We start from the raw sequence: 25,546 nt of genomic DNA, 5'->3' as shown, positions 1-25,546 counted from the left end.
GGTTGGCGGCATTCTACTGGAATTGAGGAGCGCTATGGATATCACTGAGCTGCTGGCCTTCAGCGCCAAACAGGGCGCGTCCGACCTGCACTTGTCCGCCGGCCTGCCACCGATGATTCGCGTCGATGGCGATGTACGCCGCATCAACTTGCCTGCCCTGGATCACAAACAGGTGCAGGAGCTTATCTACGCGATCATGAACGACACCCAGCGGGTGGATTTCGAGAAGCACCTGGAGACCGACTTTTCCTTTGATGTGCCCGGCGTGGCGCGCTTTCGCGTCAATGTCTTCAACCAGAACCGTGGCGCTGGTGCAGTGTTTCGCACCATTCCCTCGAAAGTCCTGAGCATGGATGACCTGGGCATGGGGGAGGTGTTTCGCAAAATCACCGAGGCTCCGCGCGGCCTGGTGCTGGTGACCGGGCCCACCGGCTCCGGCAAGTCGACCACCCTCGCGGCCATGATCGATTACCTGAACAACCATCGTCATCACCATATCCTCACCATTGAGGACCCTATCGAATTCGTCCACGAATCACGAAAATGCCTGATCAATCAGCGCGAAGTTCACCGTGATACCCGCAGCTTCGCCACGGCCCTGCGCTCGGCCCTGCGCGAGGACCCGGACGTGATTCTGGTGGGTGAAATGCGCGACCTGGAGACTATTCGGCTGGCGTTGACAGCGGCGGAAACCGGGCATCTGGTGTTTGGCACGCTGCACACCACGTCGGCGGCGAAAACCATCGACCGGGTGGTGGACGTGTTTCCGGGTGACGAGAAGTCGATGGTGCGCTCGATGCTCTCCGAGTCCCTGCTGGCCGTGGTATCGCAGGCGCTGATCAAGAAAGTCGGTGGCGGCCGGGTTGCCGCGCACGAGATCATGATAGGAACGTCGGCGATCCGTAACCTGATCCGCGAGGACAAGGTGGCGCAGATGTATTCGTCGATTCAGACCGGCGCGTCGTTGGGGATGCAGACGCTGGATATGTGCTTGAAGGATCTGGTCAACAAAGGGCTGATCAGCCGCGAGCATGCGCGGGAGAAGGCGCGGTTGCCGGATAACTTCTGAGGGAGATCGGTGGCGCTATCAAGTATGCCATCGCGAGCAGGCTCGCTCCCGCAGGGAAATGCATTCCAAAGTGGGAGCGAGCCTGCTCGCGATAGGGCCGTAATGTCCGGCGAAGATGTCGTGCTTTCAGATCAGCGCTGAACAACCCGCAACGCGCTCTGTTCTTTCGGCAGTACGCGCTTGGCCACTACGTAGTGTTTTTCCCAATACGGTTTTTTCAGCGTATCGATACTCACCGACTTGCCACGACGCGGTGCGTGGATGAAGCGGTCGTTGCCCAGGTAAATGGCGACGTGATTGACCCGACGGCTCTTGATGTTGAAGAAAATCAGGTCGCCAGGCTTCAGATCCTTGCGATCGACTTTCTCGCCATGACCACTGGCCATGGCGTTCGAGGTGCGGGGCAGGTCGAATGTCGCGTCGTTGAACGCGTATTTTACCAGCCCGCTGCAGTCAAACCCTTTACTTGGGCTGCTACCGCCCCAACGATAAGGAGTACCGAGCACATTCACCGCACGGCTGAGCACGTTGCTGCTTTCCTTGCTCGCCATTGGCGGGACCAGGCTGCTTCTACTGGTCAGGATTGGAGCGGTTTTTTTGCTTTTGCTCGAAGGAGCAGAAGCATGGGATTTCGGGGTGTAACCATTAACGTTAGGAAGACGTTGCTCACGATTGGTGGCGTGGGCGGCCAGTGGCATCAAAAGGCAAATGGTTAGCCATGTCTTGAAAAATGGACGCATTAGGCAGGGCTCATATTGGTTAGCGCGCAACTTTATAACAGCTTTTTTGTCCATTCCGGGTCCGTTGGTCGATTCGCAAAAGTCTCAAGGGAACCAAATTGGCGACAGATGTACGCGGGTCGTCAGGCAAATGCCTTATGCGACAAGACTTTAGAGAACGGCAGGATAACATTTGCCATTTGTCGGCCACCCGTAAAAAAGTCACAAAGAATTAAAGAATATTTATCTATCGTGTGAATCGAGGTCATTCATGAATACCTATCAACACCCTGTTCCGCATCAGGACACCCATAGCAAGCTCATTGGCTACCTGCTGTGGATCCTCGGATTTACCGGTGCTCACCGTTTTTATTACGGCAAGCCGGTGACCGGGACGATCTGGTTCTTCACCTTCGGTTTGCTGGGTATCGGTTGGCTGATCGACCTGTTCCTGATCCCGGCCATGGATCGCGAGGCAGACCTGCGCTTCACCGCTGGGCCGATCGAATACAACGTCGCGTGGATTCTGCTGACCTTCCTGGGCGTGTTCGGTGTACACCGCATGTACCAGGGGAAATGGATCAGCGGGTTGCTGTACTTGGTGACGGGCGGGTTGTTCTTCCTGGGGGTGCTGTATGACTTCTGGACGTTGAATGACCAGGTTTCCGTGCGTAACGCGCAGAGCCGTTAAGCAAGATCAAAAGATCGCACGCTTCGCCAGCTCCTACACTGGGATATGCGTTTCCCTGTAGGAGCTGCCGCAGGCTGCGATCTTTTTTTCAGGCCTGGTGGCTGATCCGTCCATCCACCAGGGTGTACCGCACCACACTCGGCAGGCTGTGGCCAATGAACGGGCAGTTCTCGCCTTTGGACAGCCAGTTTTCACCGGCTACGGTCGAGGCCGCCGGATCGAACAACACGATATCCGCCGCACCCCCTACCACCAGCTTGCCTGCCGGCAGGCGCAACGCCTCGGCGGGGCCCGCGCTCAGTCGCGCCAGCAGTGTCGGCAGGTCGAGCAACCCATCCTCCACTAACGTCATGGCCAGCGGCAGCAGCAGTTCGACGCTGCTGATGCCCGGTTCGGTCGCGCCGAACGGCGCCAGTTTGGCATCGCGCTCGTGGGGCTGGTGGTGGCTGGAGATGGCTGACACCACGCCAGACTTCACCGCCTCGCGCAGGCCGTCGCGGTCAGCACGGGTGCGCAGCGGCGGCTGGACGTGATAGAGGCTGCTGAAGTCGATCAGCGCTTCATCCGTCAGGATCAACTGATACAGGGCCACATCGGCGGTCACCGGCAGACCACGGGCGTGGGCCTGGGCGATCAGGGCTACGCCGCGGGCGCTGGTGAGCTGGCTGAAGTGCGCGCGTACGCCGCTTTGCTCGACCAGTAACAGATCCCGGGCCAGGGCCACGGTTTCGGCGGTTTCCGGAATGCCTGGCAAGCCGAGGAAGCTCGCGGTCGGGCCTTCGTGGGCCAGGCCGCCTTCAGCCAGGTCATGATCCTGGGAGTTGAAGATAACTGTCAGGTCGAACGTTGCCGCATATTCCAGTGCCCGGCACAGGGTGCGGGTGTTGCGGAAACTCTCCAGACCGTTGCCGAAGGCCACGCAACCGGCATCACGCAATGCCACCAGTTCTGCAAGCTGTTCGCCGTCCAGGCCTTTGCTCAGGGCGCCGATCGGGAAGACTTTGGTGTTGCCGGCCTCACGGGCGCGGTCGAGGATCAGTTCGGCGACGGCCGAGGTGTCCAGGACCGGTTTGGTTTTCGGTGGGCAGCACAGGCTGGTGACGCCGCCGGCAGCCGCGGCGCGGGTTTCGCTGATGATCGAGCCTTTGCGGCTGTAGCCGGGCTCGCGCAGGGCAACGTTCAGGTCGACCAGCCCTGGAGCGGCCACCAGGCCCTGGGCGTCGATGGTGTCGACTGCGACGAAACCGGCAGGTGCGGCGCCGAGGGCGACGATCTTGCAGGCTTCAATGTGGATATCGGTGACTTGATCCAGCCCGCTGACGGGATCGATGACGCGTGCGCCGAGAATGCTGAGTTTCACTGGGCGTTCTCCTGCTCGAATTGGCGCTGGGCGGTTTGCCCGCTCATGGCCATGGACAAAACGGCCATACGAATGGCAATCCCGTAGGTCACCTGGTTGAGGATGACCGAGTGCGGACCATCGGCCACTGCAGACTCGATTTCCACCCCGCGATTGATCGGGCCCGGGTGCATGACAATGCAATCGGGCTTGGCGCCGGCGAGGCGTGCGGTCGTCAGGCCGAACAGGCGGTAGAACTCGCCCTCGCTCGGCAGCAGGCCGCCAGTCATGCGTTCTCGCTGCAGGCGCAGCATGATCACCACGTCGACGTCTTTGAGGCCTTCGGTCATGTCGGTGTAGACCTTGACGCCGTATTGCTCGATGCCGATCGGCAGCAGGGTCTTCGGCGCAATCACGCGGATGTCCGGGCAGCCGAGGGTCTTGAGCGCCAGCATGTTCGAGCGCGCGACCCGCGAGTGCAGGATGTCGCCGACAATGGCCACCGAGAGGTTTTCGAAACCACCCTTGTGCCGACGGATCGTCAGCATGTCGAGCATGCCCTGGGTCGGGTGCGCATGCCGGCCGTCGCCGCCGTTGATGATCGCCACCTGCGGGCAGACGTGCTCGGCAATGAAATGCGCCGCGCCGGAGTCACCGTGGCGCACGACGAACATGTCGGCGGCCATGGCTTCGAGGTTGCGCAGGGTGTCGAGCAGCGTTTCGCCCTTGCTCGCCGAGGAAGTCGACACGTTCAGGGTGATGACATCCGCCGACAGGCGCTGGGCCGCCAGTTCGAAGGTGGTGCGGGTACGGGTAGAGTTCTCGAAAAACACGTTGCACACGGTCTTGCCGCGCAGCAGCGGGACTTTTTTTACCGCCCGGGCGCCGACTTCCAGGAACGAGTCGGCAGTGTCGAGGATTTCCGTCAGCAACTCGCGGCGCAAACCGTCGAGCGAGAGGAAGTGGCGCAGCTGGCCCTGATCATTGAGCTGCAGCGGGCGCTTGGTGTCTAGAGGCGTCATCGCGAGGGGGACTCTCAATAGGGCGGATTAAAGGGTGAAATCTTGCAGTTCCAGCACGAGCGGCGATGGCCCGGACAGTTTCACCCGTTCATGGGCGGCCAGCGACAGGGTTGCGCCAACCACGTTCGGGCGGATCGGCAGCTCACCGGCGTCGAGATCCAGCAGGCAGACCAGCGTCACGCTGGCAGGGCGGCCGTAGTCGAACAGCTCATTGAGCGCGGCGCGAATGGTCCGGCCACTCATCAGCACGTCGTCGATCAGCACCAGGTGCTGGCCTTCGATCTCGAACGGCAGGGCAGAAGGGCGTACCTGCGGGTGCAAACCGTTCTGGCTGAAGTCGTCGCGATAGAAGGAGACGTCCAGGGTGCCGAGTGGCGAGTCGCTGCCCAGTTCATCGAGCAAGGCCTGGGCGACCCAGACGCCGCCAGTGCGAATGCCGATGTAGCGTGGCTCGCTGATGCCGCGATGTTCCAGGTGCGCCTTGAGACGGGTCGCCATCTGGCTGATCAGTTCGGCGGGATTGGGCAGGCTCATGGTTGCTCCTTCTTGGGCCCGGGCCAGATTCTGCTTGAGCAATGGCCCGGGTTGCAGCTTAGAGAGTCGCGTGGCGGCTCTTCAGGATAGGGTGTGATCAGGATTCGAACAGTGCGGTATTTTCGTCAAGCCAGCCTTGCAGCAGCAGGGCGGCGGCGATGGCGTCCACCGGGTTGTCGCGGTAGCTGCCCTTTTGTCCGCCCCTATCCCGCCGCTCGCCCTTGGCCTCAAAGGTGGTCAGGCGTTCATCGTGGGTATAGAAGGGCAGGTTGTAGCGGCCATTGAGGCGGCGGGCGAATTTCTCCGCGCGCAGGCACATGTCGCTGGGCGTTCCGTCCATGTTCAGGGGCAGGCCGACCACGACAGCGTCGGGTTTCCATTCCTTGATCAGGGCTTCGACCTGGTTCCAGTCGGGTATGCCGTTCTGCGCCTTCAGGGTGCACAGCTCGCGAGCCTGGCCGGTAATCACCTGGCCGACCGCTACGCCGATCTGTTTGGTGCCGTAGTCGAAGCCGAGAATCAACCGCAGAGCCATCAGGCGTGCCCCGCCTGGCTGGTCAGCAGGCTGAGGTTGATCCCCAGGTGCCGGGCCGCCGCTTCCAGGCGCAGTTCGCTGCTGGTATTGAACAGGATGTCGGCGCTGTACGGGCAGGTCAGCCAGGCGTTGTCAGCCAGTTCCGACTCCAGTTGCCCGGCTTCCCAGCCGGCGTAACCGAGGGTGATCACGCTTTTCCCGGGACCGACCCCGTCGGCAATCGCGAACAGCACGTCCTGGGACGTGGACAGCGACAGGTCGCCTTCCAGATCAACGGTCGCCTGGTAAGTCTGGCCTGAGGGGTGCAGGACAAAACCGCGATCGGTCTGCACCGGGCCGCCCATGAAGATCGGTACGTGCTGGCACAGCGCTGGTGGTTCGATATCCGGGCGCAATTGCTCGAGTATATCGGCCAGATTCAGGTCTTGCGGACGGTTGACCACCAGCCCCATGGCACCATTGGCCGTGTGCTCGACGATGTAGGTCAAGGTGTGGGCAAAGTTCGGGTCGGCCATGTGCGGCATGGCGATCAGGAAATGATGCTTGAGGTAACTGGGGCTGACGTTTTTCATGAGCGCTAGTGTGGCGTTGGAGGGGCAAACTGACAAGCTGGGGATGCACAGGAAATACCGCAAATCTCGACAACCACTGCCCCTGTAGGAGCGAGCTTGCTCGCGAGAAACCCGAGAGCGCCGTGGGGTGTCTATTTTTCAGCGTTATCGTTGACGACCATCGCGAGCGAGCTCGCTCCTACAGGATGGGGGTCAGTTGCTGGAAAGTCTGTCGCCGCGGGCAAACTTCCAGGTGCGGATGATTTCCAGGCGGTCGATGTCCGACAGGTCCCCGGTAAACGGCGCAAACGGCGCCGCGAGCCGCACGATGCGCTGGGCGGCCTGGTCCAGCAGCGGCTGGCCGGAGGATTCCAGTACCAGCACTTCATACAGCGAGCCGTCGCGGTTGATCGAGACCATGAGGCGCAAATTGCCATAGATCTGCTTGCGTCGCGCTTCGTCCGGGTAATTGAGGTTACCGATGCGCTCGACTTTCTTACGCCATTCATCCTTGTACCAGGCACCCTTGTCGCGCATGGTGGAGGCGGCACTCAGGCGATGGATACGCGGGCGCTTGGCGTACAACTGCTGTTCGTTGGCCAGTTCAGCTTCGAGGCTGGCGATGTCACTGGACAGCTGCTCACTGTCGAACGTCGGCGCGGCCACCTTGGGTTTGGCATCGACCTTGGGCGCCTCGGTTTTTGCCGGTGCTTTCTTCGGTTTCGGCGCAACCGTGGTCACTGCGGCCTTGGGCGGCGCTTCCTGGACTTCAGGTTTGGCCGCAGGAGGCGGCGTGACTTTCTTGACCTTGTTGTCCTGGAAGGGCGCGACCTCGGTGGTCTTGGGGATCGCCTTTTTATCCAGGGTGCCACTGCCCTGCTGGTTTTCCTGGGCGAGGAAATCGGCTTTCTCGGGCTTTTTTTCACTTTTGAAAGTGGCGAGGGTGATTTCCAGGGTTTTGCTGATCTGCTTGGGCTCGACCATGGTGAAGCCGACGCCCAGCAGCAACGCCAGATGAATCAATGCTGCGAGAAACAGGGTAAATCCGAGGCGATCGGCCGGGCGCACACCGCGGTGGGCGAGTTCGGCGGGCAGATCGGACGGAAGTGTCATGGTAAAAAAACCAACATCGCGTTTTTAAGGGCTCGGCATGATAACGCAATGTTGGTTTTTAGCTTCAAGCTTGAAGTTTCAAGCGACAGGCTGCATTGAGCGAATCTCACTTGCAGCTTATGGCTTGCTCTGCAACTTCTTCTCGATTGCGTCCATCAGCAGGCCGCCAATGTCGGTGCCGAAGGCATTATCGATCTCGCGGATGCAGGTCGGGCTGGTGACGTTGATTTCCGTCAGGTGCTCGCCAATCACGTCCAGGCCGACGAACAGCAGGCCTTTTTCGCGCAGTGTCGGGCCGACCTGAGCGGCGATCCAGCGATCCTTGTCGGTCAATGGGCGGGCTTCGCCACGACCGCCAGCCGCGAGATTGCCGCGGGTTTCACCGGCGGCCGGAATCCGCGCCAGGCAGTAATCCACAGGCTCACCATCGATCATCAGGATGCGCTTGTCGCCGTCCTTGATCGCTGGCAGGTAGGCCTGGCCCATGATCTGCTGGGCGCCCAGCGCGGTCAGGGTCTCGAGAATGACCGACAGGTTCGGGTCGCCAGCGCGATGACGGAAGATCGAGGTGCCGCCCATGCCGTCCAGCGGCTTGAGGATCACGTCGCCATGCTTGGCGGCGAACTCACGCAATACGTCGGCGCGGCGGCTGACCACGGTTGGCGGGGTGCACTGGGGAAACAGTGTGGCGAACAGCTTTTCATTGCAGTCGCGCAGGCTCTGCGGTTTGTTGACGACCAGCACGCCGGCGCGCTCGGCTTGCTCCAGCAGGTAGGTGGAGTAGACGAACTCCATGTCGAAGGGCGGATCCTTGCGCATCAGGATCACGTCCAGATCGCTCAGGAGCGCGTCAGTCTCGGCCTCCAGTTCGAACCACTTCTCGGGGTTGGCGAAGACTGTCAGCGGACGCATGCGCGCCCGGGCTTCGCCTTCGCCCTGATACAGGTCGCGCTGTTCCATGTAGAACAGTTCCCAGCCGCGCTTTTGCGCGGCCAGCAGCATGGCCAGCGAGCTATCCTTTTTATAGGAAATGCTGGCAATGGGATCCATGACAATCCCGACGCGAACGCTCATGGGGTTTTCCTCGAATGGGTGGGTTGTCTCGATCCCTGCAGGAGCGAGCTCGCTCGCGATAAACCTGACAACATCGCAGGGTGTCAGGCTATCCACGTAATCGTTGACGACCTTCGCGAGCAAGCCCGCTCCCGCAATTGAATCGGGCCACAGGGCTCTATAAAAGTGGCGTCAGATTGGCTCGGGGTGTGTTTGCGGTCAAGGAAAAACCACCGTGCCAGTCACCCGATAGATTGGATTTGGAGACTGTGCTAAAAAGGCTTGGCCCTTTAACATCAAGGGTTTCGAGCCCTCAAAGATCCGGAAACGGACAATTTGATTCGCAAAGGCGACGGTAGAGCACATATGGATCAGCATTCCAGCGCCTTGAAGGTCATGGTGATCGACGATTCGAAGACGATTCGCCGCACCGCCGAAACGTTGCTGAAAAATGTGGGTTGCGAGGTGATCACGGCCATCGATGGTTTCGATGCGCTGGCGAAAATCGCCGACAACCATCCCGGCATCATCTTTGTCGACATCATGATGCCGCGTCTGGATGGTTATCAGACCTGCGCCCTGATCAAGAACAACAGCGCGTTCAAATCCACGCCAGTGATCATGCTGTCGTCCAGGGACGGGCTGTTCGACAAGGCCAAGGGGCGCATCGTCGGCTCCGATCAGTTTTTGACCAAGCCTTTCAGCAGGGAAGAATTGCTGAACGCGATCCAGGCCCATGTTCCAGGGTTTGCCGCTGTTTTGCCGCAGTAGGACACGCACAGTGACGCTCGGCCAACGGGCCCGGCGTCGACAAGAATGGGGAAGACCATGGCACGAATTCTGATCGTCGACGACTCGCCGACCGAAATGTACAAACTGACGGGCATGCTGGAAAAGCATGGTCACGAAGTGTTGAAAGCCGAAAACGGCGCCGACGGAGTGGCCCTGGCCCGCCAGGAAAAACCTGACGCGGTGCTGATGGACATCGTCATGCCCGGCCTCAACGGTTTTCAGGCCACCCGGCAGCTGACCAAGGATCCGGAAACCGGGCACATCCCGGTGATTATCATCACTACCAAGGATCAAGACACCGACAAGGTCTGGGGCACGCGCCAGGGCGCCAAGGATTACCTGACCAAGCCGGTCGACGAAGACACCCTGATCAAGACCCTGAACAACGTGCTGGCCGGCTGATCATCGGGCCATGAGCGAATCGCTGACTGCCTTTGAACTGCTGCTGCAAATCGATCAGCGTTGCCGTCTGCTGGCGGCAGACCTGCCTTCCCAGCCAACCCGCCAGGACAGCTGGAGCGGCATCGGTTTTCGATTGGGCGAGCACTGGTACGTCGCGCCCATGGGCGAGATCAGTGAAGTCTTGCACGAACCACGATTCACCCAGTTGCCCGGGGTTAAACCCTGGGTCAAGGGCGTGGCCAACCTGCGGGGGCGCTTGCTGCCGATCATGGATGTCTGCGGCTTCTTCGGCCTGGAACTGTCGGCGGTGCGCAAGCAGCGTCGGGTGTTGGTGGTGGAACACAACGAGGTGTTTGCCGGGTTGATGGTCGACGAAGTTTACGGTCTGCAGCATTTTGCCCAGGGCAGTCTGGAGCCGGTGGATAACGTGAGCGGGCCGATCGCGCCGTTCATCAAGGGCCGTTTTCAGCGCGAGCAGGATTGGCAGGTGTTCAGCCCGTTTGCGCTCGCGCAGTCCCAAGGCTTTATGCACGTAGCTGTGTAACCGCAGACCCCACCAAGAGATCTGCGGTGGGTTGGTAGATGTGAGTTAACAGGCGAGGACCGATGATAAAAGCAAAAGCAGGCAAGCCAATGGAAGGGTCGCGCAGCCGGTCGCAGATCATCGTGCTGTTCATCGCGCTGATCATCTTCATCATGCTGTTGTTCGCCAATTTCGCGTACCTCAACACCCAGGCCACGTACGATAAACAGTACATCGGCCACGCAGGCGAATTGCGCGTGCTGTCCCAGCGCATAGCCAAGAATGCTACGGAAGCCGCTGCCGGCAAGGCTGCCGCGTTCAAGCTGCTCAGTGATGCGCGCAATGATTTTGCCCGGCGCTGGAGTTATCTGAAGCAAGGCGACCCCTCTACCGGCCTACCCCCTGCGCCGTCCGCCGTGCGCCCGGAAATGCGCGCAGTGCAAACGGACTGGGAGCGCCTGCTGAAAAATACCGACGCCATTCTCACCAGCGAACAGACCGTCCTGTCGCTGCACCAGGTCGCCGCGACCCTGGCCGAGACGGTGCCGCAACTGCAGGTCGAGTATGAAAAAGTTGTCGAGATTCTGCTGCAGCGGGGCGCTCCTGCCGCCCAGGTCGCAATGGCTCAACGGCAATCCTTGCTGGCCGAGCGAATCCTGGGGGCGGTGAATACCGTGTTGTCCGGGGACGAGAATTCGCAACAGGCTGCCGACGTCTTCGGGCGTGACGCGGCACGCTTCGGCCAGGTCCTGACGGGCATGTTGCAAGGGGATCCGGCGCTGAAGGTCAGCCAGGTCGAGGACCGCGATGCCCGGGCCCGCCTGGTCGAGATTTCCGAACTGTTCGAGTTCGTCTCGGGTTCCGTCGATGAAATTATCGAAACCTCGCCTGAACTGTTAAAGGTCCGGGAGTCAGCAACCAACATCTTCGGCCTGTCGCAAACGCTGCTGGACGAAGCCTCGCACCTGGCCAATGGTTTTGAAAACCTTGCCGGCGGCCGTCACACCGACACCATCGGCGGCTATGTCCTGGGCTTGCTGGCGCTGACATCGATCATCCTGATCGGCCTGGTGATGGTGCGCGAAACCAATCGGCAGCTGCGTGAGACCGCCGAAAAGAACGAACGCAACCAGACGGCGATCATGCGTCTGCTCGACGAGATTGAAGACTTGGCAGACGGTGACCTGACGGTGACGGCCTCGGTGACGGAAGATTTCACCGGCTCCATTGCCGACTCGATCAATTATTCCGTCGACCAGCTGCGCGACCTGGTGGCAACCATCAACCTGACCGCCGGCCAGGTCGCCGCCGCCGTGCAGGAAACCCAGGCCACCGCCATGCACCTGGCGCAAGCCTCCGAGCATCAGGCGCAGCAGATATCCGAAGCTTCCACGGCCATCAACGACATGGCCCAATCCATCGACCAGGTGTCGGCCAACGCGGCCGAGTCCTCGGCGGTGGCTGAGCGGTCGGTGGAAATCGCCAACAAAGGCAACGAGGTGGTGCACAACACCATCCACGGCATGGATAACATTCGCGAGCAGATCCAGGATACCGCCAAGCGAATCAAGCGCCTTGGTGAATCTTCCCAGGAAATCGGCGACATTGTCAGCCTGATCGACGATATTGCCGATCAGACCAACATTCTGGCCCTGAACGCTGCGATCCAGGCCTCGATGGCGGGTGACGCTGGTCGCGGTTTCGCCGTAGTAGCCGACGAAGTGCAGCGCCTGGCCGAGCGCTCATCCGCTGCGACCCGACAGATAGAAACCCTGGTGCGGGCAATTCAGACGGACACCAATGAAGCTGTGATTTCCATGGAGCAGACCACCACCGAAGTGGTGCGTGGCGCACGTCTGGCGCAGGATGCCGGGGTGGCGCTGGAGGAAATCGAAGGCGTATCCAAAGTGCTCGCGGCGCTGATCCAGAGTATTTCCAATGCCGCCCAGCAGCAGACGTCCTCGGCCGGACAGATCTCCCTGACGATGAACGTGATCCAGCAGATCACCTCGCAGACCTCCTCCGGCTCCACTGCAACCGCCGAAAGCATCGGTAACCTGGCGAAGATGGCCAGCCAGCTGAGGCGTTCGGTGTCCGGTTTCACCTTGCCCGCGGCGAGCGCGCAGGCTGCTGATAAAGTATAGGGCGTGGCAGGCGCAGGTTTTTTCCAGTGGAGTGGTTATGGGTGAGCGGCACGACTACGTGGCCCTCGAGTGGGTCAAGGGCGAGATTGCCGAAACGCTGAGGCAGGCGGCGCTCCATCTGGAGAGCATGGCGATGGACGAAGAGCAGACGCCCCTGGCGCTCGCTGAATGCCTGGCGTGCATCCACCAGGTTCATGGCAGTTTGCAGATGGTCGAATTCTACGGCGCGGCGCTGCTGGCCGAAGAAATGGAACACCTGACCCAGGCTTTGCAGCAGAACCGCGTGAGCCATCGTGAAGAAGCGATCCACCTGCTGGTGCAGGCGCTGGCGCAGTTGCCTGTGTACCTTGACCGGGTGCAAGGTGCGCGCCGGGACTTGCCGCTGGTGGTGTTGGCCCTGATCAATGATTTGCGCAGTGCCCGCGGCGAGGAGCTGTTGTCGGAAACCAGCCTGTTCAGCCCGCAACTGCCGGATTTGCCCCCGCTGGACGACGCAGCGCTGGCGCAGCTGGAGCCGCCAGAGTTGGCCAATGTGTTGCGCAAGTTGCGGCAGATGCTGCAGATGGCACTCGTTGGCTTGCTGCGCGAACAGGATGACGATATTCATCTGGGTTACCTGGCAAAGGTGTTCGCGCGACTCGAAAGTATCTCCGGTCAGGCGCCGCTCAGCCCCTTGTGGCAGGTGGCCTCGGCGCTGGTGGAAGGCATGCGTGGCGGTGCGATTGCCAACAGTCCGGCGCTGCGCAGCCTGTTCAAGGAAGCCGACACGGAACTCAAGCGCTTGCTCGAAGAAGGCATGCGCGGCATCAATCAACCGGCACCACCAGAGCTGCTCAAGAGTTTGCTGTTCTACATTGCCAAGGCCGAACACCCCACCGGGCGCATGCTGACCATGAAAGATCGCTACTCCCTAGAGGACGCGTTGCCTGACAGCGCAATGGTTGATGACGAGCGCGCGCGCCTGGGCGGTCCCGACCGCGATGCGATGCGTTCGGTGCTGGTGGCGCTGTGCGAAGAGCTGGTGCGGGTCAAGGAGCGCCTGGACCTGTTCGTGCGCAGTGACCGCCAACACATCGCCGATCTCGACAGCCTGCTGTCGCCCCTGCGGCAAATCGCCGACACCCTGGCGGTGCTGGGTTTTGGCCAGCCGCGCAAGGTGATCATCGATCAGTTGGCGGTGGTCCTGAGCCTGGCCCAAGGCCAGCGTGAGCCCACGGACGCCATCCTAATGGACGTCGCGGGCGCCTTGCTCTACGTTGAAGCGAACCTGGCCGGCATGGTCGGCAACCTGGAACCGGAAAGCCATGAAGACAGCCGCTTGCCGACCACCGACCTGACACAGATTCACCAGATCGTCATCCGCGAAGCGCGCATCTGCCTGCAACAGGCCAAGGACATGATCGTCGACTACATCGACGCCGACTGGGACCGCCAACACCTGCAGCCCTTGCCTGCCTTGTTGACGCAGATCCGCGGCGCACTGGCGATGATCCCGTTGAGTCGCGCTGCCAGCCTGGTCGAAGCGTGCAACCAGTTCATCCGTGAACACCTGCTGCTGGATCCTGGCCAGCCGGGATGGCAGGAGCTCGACAGCCTGGCCGACGTGGTGACCAGCATCGAGTATTACCTGGAGCGCCTCAGCGACGACCCTGAGGCGGCCGGGGAACAGGTGCTCGACGTCGCCGAGAAAGGACTCGCCGCACTGGGTTTTTCCCCCCGCGCCCGGCATGCCCCGGAACTCGAAGAAGTGCCGGAGCCGACTGAAGCGCACCTCATGCAGGAGTTGCAGGCGTACGGTGCTCCTGAGTTGGTGCAGACCCTCGCGGACGTGCTCGCCAATCCTGTGTCTGCGGTAAATCCCCCGGCGCTGCATACCCCGGGTAGCCTGCTACCGCCGCCCGCGGGCGAAGAGCCGGTGGACGATGAACTGCGTGAAGTGTTCCTGGAAGAAACTGACGAAGTACTGCAAGTCCTTCGTGAATACTTGCCCCGCTGGACTGCCGACCCGCAGAACACTTCGGCCCTGAGTGAGCTGCGCCGGGCCTTCCACACGCTCAAAGGCAGCGGCCGGATGGTTCGGGCGCTGATTCTGGGCGAGCTGGCGTGGGCGGTGGAAAACCTGCTCAATCGAGTGCTCGAACACAGCGTAAAGCCGGGCGCTGGCGTGCAGCAACTGCTGGCTGATGTGCTGCAGCTGTTGCCGGAGCTGGTCGCGGAATTTGCCCGCAATGCCCAGCGCCAGCGCAATGATGTCGACCAGGTGGCGGCCCGTGCGCATGCCTTGGCCAAGGGCGAGCAACCGTCGGTGGATGAGGATGCAGAGGACGTCGCGGCACTCGATCCGCTGCTGCTGGAAATTTTCCGCAACGAAGCCGAAACCCATCTGGCCAGCGTCAATCGCTTCCTCGACCAGGCCGCCGAGCATGTGCCCTTGCAGGCCAGTGACGAGTTGCAGCGCGCCTTGCATACGCTCAAGGGCAGCGCCTCAATGGCCGGCGTGGTGCCGATCGCCGAACTGGCCGCGCCGCTGGATCAACTTGCCCGCGAGTACAAGGCGCACCTGCTCGCACTGGACCTGGAGGAAGTGGAACTGTTAATGGAGGCCGAAGGGCTGTTCCGGCTAGGCCTGCGTCAGCTAAAGACGGATCCGCTGGCCGAGATAACGGGCGCGCAGCATCTGATCGAGCGAACCCATGCACTGCTGGCCATGCGCCTGCAAACCCTGATGAGCGCACCCCAGAGTCGGCCACGTATCAAGCGCGACCCGCAATTGATCAACAATTTTCTGGCCCGGGGCATGGACATCCTGCTGGACGCCGAGAGCTTGCTGCAACGCTGGCAGCAACACCCCGGTGAACGCCAGGAACTCAGCGCGCTGCTGGACGAATTGACGACCTTGGGTGAAGGCGCGCACCTGGCTGATCTGCATCCGGTGGATGAGCTGTGTGAAGCCTTGCTCGATCTGTACGGTGCGGTGGAGGAAAGCAGCCTGGCGGTCAGCCCGGCGTTTTTCCATGAAGCGCAAAGTGCCCATGAAGCGCTGATCAACATGCTCGACGAGCTGGCAGCCGGCCAGGAAGTCAGCCCGCAACCGGCGCGTGTGCGAGCCTTGCGCGATTTGCTGGATGAAAGCCTGGACCCGTCGGCCACCGGCCTGATCCGCAGCGACGGCAGCCGCGCCCTGAGCATTCGCGAGCTGGGTAGCGCCACTGCCGAACTGGCGCAGGCAGAACCAGACGACGCTATCGTGTCGATCTTCCTGGAAGAGGCTGTGGATATCCTCGAAAGCTCGGGCCAGGCCCTGCAACGCTGGTTGAGCGACCCGGAAAACGCCGCACCGCTGCTGTCGTTGCAACGTGACCTGCACACGCTCAAGGGCGGGGCGCGGATGGCCGAGGTCGAGTCCGTGGGTGATCTGGCCCATGAACTGGAAGGGCTGTACGAAGGCCTGGTGGATCGCCGTTATCAGCACACCGATGCTTTGGCGCAGCTGTTGCTGCGCAGCCATGATCGCCTCGGGCAGATGCTTGAGCAGTTGCAGGACCAGCATCCCCTGGATGAGCCAGATGAACTGATCGAGGCCATCCGCGAGTTTCGCCAGAACAACCTCGGCAGCGCTGAAGTGGCTGGACCGCTGCCGGTCAGCGATCACCCAGGTCATGATCCGGAGCTACTGGAAATCTTCCTGGAGGAAGGTTTCGACATCATCGAAAACTCCGGGGCGGCGCTGGTGCGCTGGCAGGCCGACCCGGCGAATCGCCAGGAAGTGGAAAACCTGCTGCGTGATCTGCACACCCTCAAGGGTGGCGCGCGCATGGTCGAAATCGCACCGATCGGTGACCTGGCCCACGAGCTGGAATTCCTCTATGAAGGTTTGTCGGCAGGCTTACTGCATCCGACCCATGCCTTGTTCGCGCTGTTGCAGAGCAGCCATGACCGACTGGCACAAATGCTCGACGCGGCGCGCGCCGGTCAACCCATGCCGCCTGCCGATCAGTTGATCGACTCGATCCGCAATTTCAGTCACCCGGTGTTGCCGGCAGATCCTGTCACGGCACCTGCGGTGATCAGGCCCGAACCTCCTGCACCGCAGCCTGACGCCGGCGCCGACATGGTCAAGGTCTCGGCAGAGTTGCTGGATGATTTGGTCAACCTGGCCGGTGAAACCTCGATTTTCCGCGGGCGCATCGAACAGCAGGTCAGCGATGCACGGGTGGCCCTGAGCGAAATGGAAACCACCATCGAGCGCATGCGCGACCAGTTGCGGCGCCTCGATACGGAAACCCAGGGGCGGATCCTCAGCCGCCAGCAGGTGGAAGCCGAACGTCTGGGGTACGAGGAATTCGATCCGCTGGAAATGGACCGTCATTCGCAGCTGCAACAGCTGTCGCGTGCGCTGTTCGAGTCCGCGTCCGACCTGCTTGACCTCAAGGAAACCCTCGACCGGCGCAATCAGGACGCCGAAAACCTGCTGCAACAACAGGGGCGCATCAATACCGAGTTGCAGGAAGGCCTGATGCGTACACGCATGGTGCCGTTCGAACGGATGCTGCCGCGCCTCAAGCGTATCGTCCGTCAGGTTTCCGGCGAACTGGGCAAGGATGTGCAATTCATCGTCGGCAACGCCGAAGGCGAGATGGACCGTAACGTCCTTGAGCGCATGGCCGCGCCGTTGGAGCACATGCTGCGCAACGCCGTGGACCACGGCCTGGAATCCTCCGAGGTGCGTATCGCTGCGGGCAAGCCCGCTCAGGGAACGATCACCCTGGACTTGTCGCGCGAGGGTGGGGACATCATTTTCGATATCCGCGATGACGGCGCCGGCGTGCCCCTGGACGCGGTACGCCGCAAGGCGATCAAGCGTGGCCTGCTGGCGCCTGACAGCGATATCAGCGACCGCGACGTGCTGCAATTCATCCTGCAACCGGGATTTTCGACGGCGGAAAAAATCACCCAGATTTCCGGGCGGGGCGTGGGTATGGACGTGGTCCACGAAGAGGTGCGGCAGCTGGGCGGGACCATGAGTATTGACTCGGTGCCCGGGCAGGGCGTGCATTTTCGCATCCGCCTGCCGTTCACCGTGTCGGTCAACCGGGCGCTGATGGTGCAATGCGCGGAAGACCAGTATGCGATCCCGCTCAACACCATCGACGGCATCGTTCGTGTCTTGCCCAATGAACTTGAAGGCCACTATCGCCTGGATCCGCCCACCTACAAGTATGCCGGGCAGCACTATGAGTTGTGTTACCTCGGCGAACTGCTGAAAACCAGCAGCCGCCCGAAGCTGCTGGGTCAAAACCTGCCACTGCCGGTGTTGCTGGTGCAGTGCAACGAACGCCACATCGCCGTGCAAGTCGACGCCATGGCCGGCACTCGCGAGATCGTGGTCAAGAGCCTCGGCCCGCAGTTCGCTGCCGTGCAAGGTTTGTCCGGAGCAACGATCCTGGGGGATGGCCGGGTGGTGCTGATTCTCGACCTGCTGGCGCCGATCCGCGCCATGCAGACCCGCTTGCCGCGTCAGGCCCTGATGCAAGACGCCGAGCCAGAGTCGCACAAACCCCTGCTGGTGCTGGTGGTTGATGATTCGGTCACGGTGCGCAAGGTCACCAGTCGTTTGCTGGAACGTCACGGCATGAACGTACTGACCGCCAAGGATGGAGTCGACGCCATGTTGCTGCTGGAAGAGCACCTGCCCGACCTGATGCTGCTGGACATCGAAATGCCGCGCATGGATGGCTTCGAAGTGGCCACCCAGGTGCGCGCGGACGAGCGTACGCAGCATCTGCCGATCATCATGATCACCTCGCGCACCGGACAGAAACACCGCGACCGCGCCATGGCCATTGGCGTCAACGATTACCTTGGCAAGCCGTATCAGGAATCGGTATTGCTCGAAAGCATCGCCTTCTGGAGCAAACCCCATGCTTGAACATCGCACCAGCAACCTCACCGGGCTGCTGTTGCCCCTGGCCGATCGCCACCTGATTCTGCCCAATGTGGCGGTCGCCGAATTGATCGACTACCAGCCGGGCACGTTCGACCTGGACACGCCGCCCTGGTACCTGGGGCGGGTAGGGTGGCGGGACCGGCAGATTCCAATGCTCAGTTTCGAGTCGGCCTGTGGTCAGAAAATCGTCATGGGCGAGCGGGTGCGGATCGTGATCCTCAATGCCCTGGGTGGGCGCCCGGAACTGAAGTTCATCGCACTGCTGGTGCAGGGCATTCCACGGTCCTGCAAGCTCGACAGCCAGTTGAGCTATGTCGATGTGCCCTTGTGCACGCTGGAGCAAGCCGCGGTGCAGGTGGGCGATCAAGTGGCCAAGGTCCCTGACTTGCTGGCGCTGGAAGGTTTGCTGGTGGAGGCGGGGCTGGTCTGACGGGGTTCTGAAAGCATTGTGGGAAGGCTCCTGGGAGGTCGCCGAACGCTCCTGCAACCAGGTGTAGTAATGCCGCCAGCGGATTTTTAATGCGGATGATGCGGTCTGAAGCGTTGCGTTTTCAGGCTTCAAGCCGGAGCCTTGCGCACTGTCGTAATGGGTTTTGAGGTAGGCAATACATGTATCACGGGGAAAAACTCAACGCCTGGACGCATCTGGTGGGGGCGGTGGCGGCCTTTGTCGGCGTGGTATGGATGCTGGTGATTGCCAGCATGGACGGCAGTCCGTGGAAAATTGTCAGTGTGGCGATCTATGGTTTCACCTTGCTGGTGCTGTACAGCGCCTCGACCGTTTACCACAGCGTGCGGGGACGCAAGAAAGCGATTATGCAGAAGGTCGATCACTTTTCGATCTATCTGTTGATCGCCGGCAGCTACACGCCGTTTTGCCTGGTCACGCTACGCGGTCCCTGGGGCTGGACCTTGTTCGGGATCGTCTGGGGGTTGGCGCTGATTGGCATCCTGCAGGAGATCAAACCGCGGTCGGAAGCGCGGGTGCTGTCGATCGTGATTTACGCGGTGATGGGCTGGATCGTGCTGGTGGCGGTCAAGCCATTGTTAGCCGCGCTGGGTTCGACAGGGTTTGCCTGGCTGGCATCGGGCGGGGTGTTGTACACCGTGGGGATCGTCTTTTTTGCGCTGGACCACCGACTGCGGCATGCGCATGGGATCTGGCATTTGTTTGTGATCGCGGGAAGCTTGCTGCACTTTGTGGCGATTTTCTTTTACGTGCTTTGAACAACGGATCAACAGATCTCAGAAGCTCCTACAGGGAAATATGATCTCCTGTAGGAGCTGCCGCAGGCTGCGATCTTTTGATCTAGAAATCCCCCCAAAGCTGCTGAGCCACCGCCAGCGCCACAACCGGCGCCGTCTCGGTCCGCAACACACGCGGGCCAAGCCGTGCCGCATGAAAGCCCTCGCCCTTGGCCTGATCAACCTCGGCATCCGACAGCCCGCCTTCTGGCCCGATCAGAAACGCCAGCGTGGCGGGCTTGGCGTGGCTCAGCAACGGCTCGGCCACTGGATGCAGCACCAGCTTCAGCTGCGCTTGAGTCTGCTTGAGCCAATCAGCCAATAACTGCGGCGGATGAACCACCGGGACCCTCGACCGTCCGCATTGCTCACAGGCACTGATTGCCACCTGGCGCCAGTGCATCAGGCGTTTGTCGGCACGTTCGTCCTTGAGGCGCACTTCACAACGGTCGCTGAAGATCGGGGTGATCTCGCTCACGCCCAGTTCAGTGGCTTTCTGGATCGCCCAGTCCATACGCTCGCCACGGGACAAACCCTGGCCGAGGTGGATCTGCAAGGGGGATTCGACCTGCCCGGCGAAACTCTCATCGATCTGCACCACCACGCGCTTCTTGCCGACCTCCACCAGTCGGGCGCGGAACTCCTGTCCCGAGCCGTCGAACAGCTGCAACGCATCACCTTCGGCCATGCGCAGCACGCGGCTGATGTAGTGCGCCTGTGCCTCGGGCAGCTCGTGCTCACCGGTGCTCAGGGGGGCGTCGATAAAGAAGCGGGACAGTCTCATGCGGGTTCTCTGGAAAGGGAGTGAATCATAAAAGGTGGTGCCTTCTGTGGGAGCGAGCCTGCTCGCGATTCGGTCTCGCATTCGCGATGAGTGCTGGCTGGCCGATTGCTATCGCGAGCAGGCTCGCTCCCACAGTGCTTTCATTTTCCGGCCAATCAACCCGGATCGCGGAATCCCGGGTGAAAGTTTTCCGGCACCGACACACTGACGCTGTCGCGCGTTGCAATGTCGATCCCTTCGCTGGCCACTTCAGCCAGAAAGTCTATCTGATCAGGCGTGATCACGTACGGCGGCAGGAAGTACACCACGCTGCCCAGGGGCCGCAGCAGGGCCCCGCGTTCCAGCGCATGCTGGAACACTTTCAGGCCGCGTCGCTCCTGCCACGGATAGGCTTCTTTGGTGGCCTTGTCCTTGACCATCTCGATCGCCAGCACCATGCCGGTCTGGCGCACTTCCGAGACGTTCGGATGGTCGGCCAGGTGCGCGGTGGAGGAGGCCATGCGTTGGGCCAGGGCCTTGTTGTTCTCGATGACGTTGTCTTCTTCGAAAATATCCAGGGTGGCCAGCGCCGCCGCACAGGCCAGCGGGTTGCCGGTGTAGCTGTGGGAGTGCAGAAAGGCGCGCAGGGTCGGGTAGTCGTCGTAGAAGGCGCTGTAGACATCGTCGGTGGTGACGCAGGCGGCCAGCGGCAGATAGCCGCCGGTCAGGGCCTTGGACAGGCACAGGAAGTCCGGGCGGATGCCCGCCTGTTCGCAGGCGAACATCGTCCCGGTACGGCCGAAACCGACGGCGATTTCGTCGTGGATCAGGTGCACGCCATAGCGATCACAGGCCTCACGCAACAGCTTGAGATATACCGGGTGGTACATGCGCATGCCACCGGCGCCCTGGATCAGTGGCTCGACAATCACGGCTGCAACCGTGTCGTGGTGTTCGGCCAGGGTCTGTTCCATGGCCGCGAACATGTTGCGCGAATGCGCCTCCCAGCTCATGCCTTCAGGGCGCAGGTAACAATCCGGGCTTGGCACCTTGATGGTGTCGAGCAGCAGCGCCTTGTAGGTTTCGGTGAACAGCGGCACATCGCCCACCGACATCGCTGCCATCGTTTCGCCGTGGTAGCTGTTGGTGAGGGTGACAAAGCGCTTTTTGTCCGGCTGACCGCGGTTGAGCCAGTAGTGAAAGCTCATTTTCAGCGCGACTTCGATGCAGGACGAACCGTTATCGGCGTAGAAACACCGGGTCAGGCCTTCCGGCGTCATCTGCACCAGGCGCTCGGACAACTCGATCACGGGCTGGTGGCTGAAACCGGCGAGGATCACGTGTTCGAGCTGGTCGACCTGATCCTTGATGCGCTGGTTGATGCGCGGGTTGGCGTGGCCAAACACGTTGACCCACCAGGAGCTGACGGCGTCGAGGTAACGTTTGCCTTCGAAGTCTTCAAGCCACACGCCTTCCCCGCGCTTGATCGGAATCAGCGGCAGCTGTTCGTGGTCTTTCATCTGGGTGCAGGGATGCCACAGCACCGCGAGATCGCGTTGCATCCACTGATTATTCAGGCCCATATTCAGTCTCCTCGAGGCAGTCCGTGACAAACGCGGACACGCAATCGCGCAAGCCTATGCAATGACTCGCCCTGGAACAACCCATTGGGGCAATTGAGCTACATTGAATGGGGCGATAGACGTCGCTGGCGGCCATTTGATGGCTGACGTATTCTTCGCCATTCCTTGAGTCGTCTGACTCGCAAAACTGATTTTTCCTCGTGTATTTCCGGAGTTCGCTGAATGTCTGCTGGTTGGCTGCGCGCCTGTGCGCTGGTGATGTTGGGCCTGTTCAGCGTGTCTGCGCTGGCCAAGGATAAAACAGCGATCGTGATCGGCGGCGGGCTTTCCGGCCTGACGGCGGCTTACGAGCTGCAGAACAAAGGCTGGCAGGTCACCCTGCTGGAAGCCAAGCCGAGCCTGGGTGGTCGCTCCGGCATGGCCACCAGTGAGTGGATTGGCAACGATAAGACCCAGCCGGTACTGAACAAGTACGTGTCGACGTTCAAGCTTGGCACCACGCCGGCCCCGGAGTTCGTGCGCACCCCGAGCTACCTGATCGATGGCGTGTATTACAGCGCTGCCGACCTGGCGATCAAGGACCCGACCACTGCCGAAGCGCTCAAACGCTACGAGAAGACCGTCGACGACCTGGCCCGCTCGATCGAGGACCCGCAGAACCCGGCCGCGAACAACACGCTGCACGCCCTCGACCAGATCAACGTCTCCAACTGGCTCGACCGCCTGACACTGCCTGCCACGGCCCGTCAGCTGATCAACCAGCAAATCCGTACCCGCTACGACGAGCCGTCGCGCCTGTCACTGCTGTACTTCGCGCAGCAGAGCCGCGTTTACCTGGGCGTTTCCGACCGTGACTTGCGCGCGTCGCGCCTGATCGGTGGCAGTCCGGTGCTGGCACAGGCATTTGTCAAGCAACTGAAGACCATCAAGACCAGCTCCCCGGTCTCGTCCATTGTCCAGGACAAGGATGGCGTGACCGTCAAGGTCGGCAGCGTTGGCTATCAGGCTGAATACGTCGTGGTGGCTGTGCCATTGCGCGCACTGAACAAGATCCAGCTGACCCCCGCTCTGGATGCCCAGCACCTGGGCGCGATCAAGGGCACCAACTACGGCTGGCGCGACCAGATCATGCTGAAGTTCAAGACGCCTGTGTGGGAAAGCAAGGCGCGCATGTCCGGCGAGATCTACAGCAACACTGGCCTTGGCATGTTGTGGGTCGAGCCGGCGTTGAAGGGTGGCGCCAATGTGGTGATCAACCTGTCCGGCGACAACGCCCGCGTGATGCAGGCCTTCGGCGACAAGCAGATGGCCGATCAGGTGCTGATTCGCCTGCACGCTTTTTATCCCCAGGCCCGCGGCTCGTTCACCGGTTATGAAATCCGCCGCTACAGCACCGACCCTTCCATGGGTGGTGCTTACCTGGCCTTTGGTCCTGGCCAGATCAGCAAGTACTGGCGCCTGTGGGAGCGCCCGTTGCAGCGTGTAGCGTTCGCTGGCGAACACACCGACACCTTGTACCCGGGCACGCTGGAAGGCGCATTGCGCACCGGTCAGCGCGCGGCCAGCCAGGTTGAAGACCTGGCGGCAGGCAAGTCGTTTGAGCCAGTGAAGGTTGTGCCAGTGGCGGCTGCTGCGGCGGCAGGCGCGGTTGCGGCGAAGAAGGGCAATTTCTTCACCAACCTGTTTGGTGGTTCGGATGATGAGAAAAAGCCGGAACCTGCTAAGGCGCCAGCCCCCGCCGCTCCGGTTGCCCCAACCCCGGCGCCGGTACCAGCACCTGCGCCGGCTCCGGTTGAAGCGCCCAAGCCTGCGGCACCGGTGAAAGCCGAGCCTGCAAAGAAAGCACCGGTGAAAAAGCCGGCAGCCAAGACCGAGGCCAAAAAAGCCCCGGCCAAAGCCCCGGCAAAAAAGGCTGAACCGGCCAGGAAGCCAGCGGCTAAACCGGCAGCAACCACTGAGACCAAGGCTCAGTAAAATTTGCTGTTGAACAGAAGCGCGGCTCAATGGCCGCGCTTTTTTTTTGCCCGCACTATCGCCTTCGCGGGCAAGCCCGCTCCCACAGGGTTTTGTGTCGTACGTGATTTCTCGGTTTACGCATTTACTGTGGGAGCGGGCTTGCCCGCGAAAGCGTCCTCACGATTACCACTTAATTTCCGGTCTGCCACTAACATCCCGCCACGCTTTGGCCTTTAATCTTTCCTTAACTAACTCGTCTCACACTCTTGATCGTATTTCTCGATATTTCAAAGCAAAATTTTCCGCTTTAATTCGATAGATAAGTCGATAGTCTTGGTCGCAGTTCTCACAGGATTTGGGCAATGCAGCTACGTAACTCTTCTTCGCGCTATGGTTGGATCAGCGTTTTCTTGCACTGGAGTGTGGCACTGGCAGTCTTTGGATTGTTTGCGCTGGGCTTGTGGATGATCGACCTGGACTACTACAGCACCTGGCGCAAAGACGCGCCGGAGCTGCACAAGAGCATTGGCCTGGTGCTGTTCGCCGTGATGTTGCTGCGGGTGCTTTGGCGTTTCGTCAGCCCACCGCCGCCTACCCTGGAAAGCTACAGCCGCATGACGCGCCTTGGCGCCAGGTTTGGCCACTCGTTCCTGTACCTTGGTTTGTTCGCTGTGATGATTGCCGGTTACCTGATTTCCACCGCAGACGGTGTCGGGATTCCGGTGTTTGGCTTGTTTGAAGTGCCTGCACTGGTCTCCGGGCTACCGGACCAGGCAGATACCGCCGGTTTGATTCATTTCTACCTGGCATGGGCGCTGGTCATTTTTTCCGGCCTTCATGCGTTGGCAGCATTGAAGCACCACTTTATCGATCGTGATGCGACCCTAAAGCGAATGCTCGGCCGCAAAGCCTGATGTTCAACCTTGACTCCAAAGGAATAGAAAGCATGTTGAAAAAGACTCTCGCCGCTCTGGCAATCGGTTCCGCGCTGCTGTCCGCCAACGTAATGGCGGCAGACTACACCGTGGACAAGGAAGGCCAGCACGCCTTCGTCGACTTCAAGATCAGCCACCTGGGCTATAGCTTCATCACAGGTACCTTCAAGGACATCGACGGCAAGTTCAGCTTCGATGCGGCCAAGCCTGAAGACAGCAAGATCGAGTTCAATGTGAACACCGCCAGCGTATTCACCAACCACGCTGAACGTGACAAGCACATCGCCAGCGCCGACTTCCTGAACGCCAGCAAATTCGGCAAAGCGACCTTTGTTTCCACCAGCGTCAAATCCACCGGCAAAAACGCTGCTGGTCAGGAAACTGCTGATGTTGCGGGCGACCTGACTCTGGCTGGCGTGACCAAGCCAATCGTGGTCAAGGCCACTTTCCTGGGTGAAGGCAAGGACCCATGGGGCGGCTACCGTGCCGGCTTCGAAGGCACCACCAGCATCAAGCGTTCCGATTTCGGCAAGCAGAAAGACCTGGGTCCGAAGTCCGATGCAGTCGAGCTGTACATTTCGTTTGAAGGTGTGAAAGCGAAATAACATTCGCCGCTGACACAAAAAACGC

At 60.9% G+C, this 25,546-nt stretch carries 22 protein-coding genes; 12 read left to right on the top strand and 10 right to left on the bottom strand.

The window, feature by feature from the left end; genetic code table 11:
* The first annotated feature begins 34 nt into the window (after positions 1 to 34).
* Positions 35 to 1,069, top strand: coding sequence for a type IV pilus twitching motility protein PilT (locus EQV97_RS10270; protein WP_122841143.1), 1,035 nt, complete (start codon positions 35 to 37; stop codon positions 1,067 to 1,069).
* A 131-nt stretch (positions 1,070 to 1,200) separates the two neighbouring features.
* Here EQV97_RS10270 and EQV97_RS10265 read toward each other — a convergent pair whose 3' ends face one another.
* Positions 1,201 to 1,809: a C40 family peptidase gene (locus EQV97_RS10265; RefSeq protein ID WP_240889003.1), complete on the bottom strand. Its 609-nt coding sequence runs from the start codon at positions 1,807 to 1,809 to the stop codon at positions 1,201 to 1,203.
* Positions 1,810 to 2,059: 250 nt separating this feature from the next.
* On the opposite strand from EQV97_RS10265, the gene EQV97_RS10260 reads away from it, so the two are divergent.
* Positions 2,060 to 2,479 (top strand): TM2 domain-containing protein, encoded by a 420-nt coding sequence (locus EQV97_RS10260; RefSeq protein WP_122841145.1) that lies wholly within the window; start codon positions 2,060 to 2,062, stop codon positions 2,477 to 2,479.
* Between the two features lie 88 nt (positions 2,480 to 2,567).
* Here the strand turns inward: EQV97_RS10260 and EQV97_RS10255 are convergent, their stop codons facing one another.
* The 7 genes from EQV97_RS10255 to gshB form a co-directional block, all read right to left on the bottom strand.
* On the bottom strand, positions 2,568 to 3,839 hold the full coding sequence (locus EQV97_RS10255; protein ID WP_240888899.1) for a dihydroorotase: 1,272 nt from the start codon (positions 3,837 to 3,839) through the stop codon (positions 2,568 to 2,570).
* Positions 3,836 to 4,840, bottom strand: a complete 1,005-nt coding sequence (locus tag EQV97_RS10250; protein ID WP_007913665.1) for an aspartate carbamoyltransferase catalytic subunit — start codon at positions 4,838 to 4,840, stop codon at positions 3,836 to 3,838. The genes EQV97_RS10255 and EQV97_RS10250 overlap by 4 nt, the downstream gene beginning before the upstream one ends.
* Positions 4,841 to 4,867: 27 nt before the next feature.
* Positions 4,868 to 5,374, bottom strand: coding sequence for a bifunctional pyr operon transcriptional regulator/uracil phosphoribosyltransferase PyrR (gene pyrR / locus EQV97_RS10245; protein ID WP_240888898.1), 507 nt, complete (start codon positions 5,372 to 5,374; stop codon positions 4,868 to 4,870).
* 97 nt (positions 5,375 to 5,471) lie between these two features.
* Complete coding sequence (gene ruvX, locus EQV97_RS10240) at positions 5,472 to 5,909, bottom strand: Holliday junction resolvase RuvX (protein WP_005792259.1); 438 nt, start codon at positions 5,907 to 5,909, stop codon at positions 5,472 to 5,474.
* Positions 5,909 to 6,481: a YqgE/AlgH family protein gene (locus tag EQV97_RS10235; RefSeq protein ID WP_122841148.1), complete on the bottom strand. Its 573-nt coding sequence runs from the start codon at positions 6,479 to 6,481 to the stop codon at positions 5,909 to 5,911. Before EQV97_RS10235 ends, ruvX begins: the two co-directional genes overlap by 1 nt.
* 192 nt (positions 6,482 to 6,673) lie before the next feature.
* Positions 6,674 to 7,573: an energy transducer TonB gene (locus EQV97_RS10230; RefSeq protein WP_122841149.1), complete on the bottom strand. Its 900-nt coding sequence runs from the start codon at positions 7,571 to 7,573 to the stop codon at positions 6,674 to 6,676.
* A gap of 117 nt (positions 7,574 to 7,690) precedes the next feature.
* Complete coding sequence (gshB, locus tag EQV97_RS10225; protein ID WP_122841150.1) at positions 7,691 to 8,647, bottom strand: glutathione synthase; 957 nt, start codon at positions 8,645 to 8,647, stop codon at positions 7,691 to 7,693.
* Between the two features lie 345 nt (positions 8,648 to 8,992).
* On the opposite strand from gshB, the gene pilG reads away from it, so the two are divergent.
* The 7 genes from pilG (at position 8,993) to EQV97_RS10190 (ending at position 19,661) form a co-directional block, all read left to right on the top strand.
* On the top strand, positions 8,993 to 9,397 hold the full coding sequence (pilG, locus tag EQV97_RS10220; RefSeq protein WP_122841151.1) for a twitching motility response regulator PilG: 405 nt from the start codon (positions 8,993 to 8,995) through the stop codon (positions 9,395 to 9,397).
* A gap of 57 nt (positions 9,398 to 9,454) precedes the next feature.
* Positions 9,455 to 9,820, top strand: a complete 366-nt coding sequence (gene pilH / locus EQV97_RS10215; protein ID WP_101209186.1) for a twitching motility response regulator PilH — start codon at positions 9,455 to 9,457, stop codon at positions 9,818 to 9,820.
* 10 nt (positions 9,821 to 9,830) lie between these two features.
* Positions 9,831 to 10,364, top strand: coding sequence for a chemotaxis protein CheW (locus EQV97_RS10210; protein ID WP_122841152.1), 534 nt, complete (start codon positions 9,831 to 9,833; stop codon positions 10,362 to 10,364).
* An 89-nt stretch (positions 10,365 to 10,453) separates the two neighbouring features.
* Positions 10,454 to 12,487: a methyl-accepting chemotaxis protein gene (locus EQV97_RS10205; RefSeq protein ID WP_225568985.1), complete on the top strand. Its 2,034-nt coding sequence runs from the start codon at positions 10,454 to 10,456 to the stop codon at positions 12,485 to 12,487.
* A 37-nt stretch (positions 12,488 to 12,524) separates the two neighbouring features.
* Positions 12,525 to 18,416: an Hpt domain-containing protein gene (locus tag EQV97_RS10200; protein WP_240888897.1), complete on the top strand. Its 5,892-nt coding sequence runs from the start codon at positions 12,525 to 12,527 to the stop codon at positions 18,414 to 18,416.
* A complete protein-coding gene (locus EQV97_RS10195; protein ID WP_122841155.1) occupies positions 18,409 to 18,864 on the top strand; it encodes a chemotaxis protein CheW in 456 nt (151 codons plus the stop codon). The genes EQV97_RS10200 and EQV97_RS10195 overlap by 8 nt, the downstream gene beginning before the upstream one ends.
* A 179-nt stretch (positions 18,865 to 19,043) precedes the next feature.
* Complete coding sequence (locus EQV97_RS10190; RefSeq protein ID WP_045059841.1) at positions 19,044 to 19,661, top strand: hemolysin III family protein; 618 nt, start codon at positions 19,044 to 19,046, stop codon at positions 19,659 to 19,661.
* An 82-nt stretch (positions 19,662 to 19,743) separates the two neighbouring features.
* Here the strand turns inward: EQV97_RS10190 and EQV97_RS10185 are convergent, their stop codons facing one another.
* Together EQV97_RS10185 and EQV97_RS10180 are read right to left on the bottom strand one after the other, a co-directional pair.
* A complete protein-coding gene (locus EQV97_RS10185) occupies positions 19,744 to 20,463 on the bottom strand; it encodes a 16S rRNA (uracil(1498)-N(3))-methyltransferase (protein WP_240888896.1) in 720 nt (239 codons plus the stop codon).
* Between the two features lie 155 nt (positions 20,464 to 20,618).
* Positions 20,619 to 22,025, bottom strand: a complete 1,407-nt coding sequence (locus EQV97_RS10180) for an adenosylmethionine--8-amino-7-oxononanoate transaminase (protein ID WP_240888895.1) — start codon at positions 22,023 to 22,025, stop codon at positions 20,619 to 20,621.
* A gap of 222 nt (positions 22,026 to 22,247) precedes the next feature.
* On the opposite strand from EQV97_RS10180, the gene EQV97_RS10175 reads away from it, so the two are divergent.
* The 3 genes from EQV97_RS10175 to EQV97_RS10165 all read left to right on the top strand — a co-directional run bounded on the left by EQV97_RS10175 (position 22,248) and on the right by EQV97_RS10165 (position 25,521).
* Positions 22,248 to 23,999 carry a flavin monoamine oxidase family protein gene (locus EQV97_RS10175; protein ID WP_240888894.1) on the top strand — a complete coding sequence of 584 codons (1,752 nt, stop codon included), beginning with the start codon at positions 22,248 to 22,250 and terminating at the stop codon, positions 23,997 to 23,999.
* A gap of 344 nt (positions 24,000 to 24,343) precedes the next feature.
* Positions 24,344 to 24,895, top strand: coding sequence for a cytochrome b (locus EQV97_RS10170; protein WP_122841159.1), 552 nt, complete (start codon positions 24,344 to 24,346; stop codon positions 24,893 to 24,895).
* Complete coding sequence (locus EQV97_RS10165; RefSeq protein ID WP_177328554.1) at positions 24,895 to 25,521, top strand: YceI family protein; 627 nt, start codon at positions 24,895 to 24,897, stop codon at positions 25,519 to 25,521. Before EQV97_RS10170 ends, EQV97_RS10165 begins: the two co-directional genes overlap by 1 nt.
* Positions 25,522 to 25,546: the final 25 nt, after the last annotated feature.

The organism is Pseudomonas sp. TMW22090 (genome assembly GCF_022496665.1).
Taxonomy (GTDB): Bacteria; Pseudomonadota; Gammaproteobacteria; order Pseudomonadales; family Pseudomonadaceae; genus Aquipseudomonas; species Aquipseudomonas gregormendelii.
This window is presented reverse-complemented; position numbering and strand designations above follow the sequence as displayed.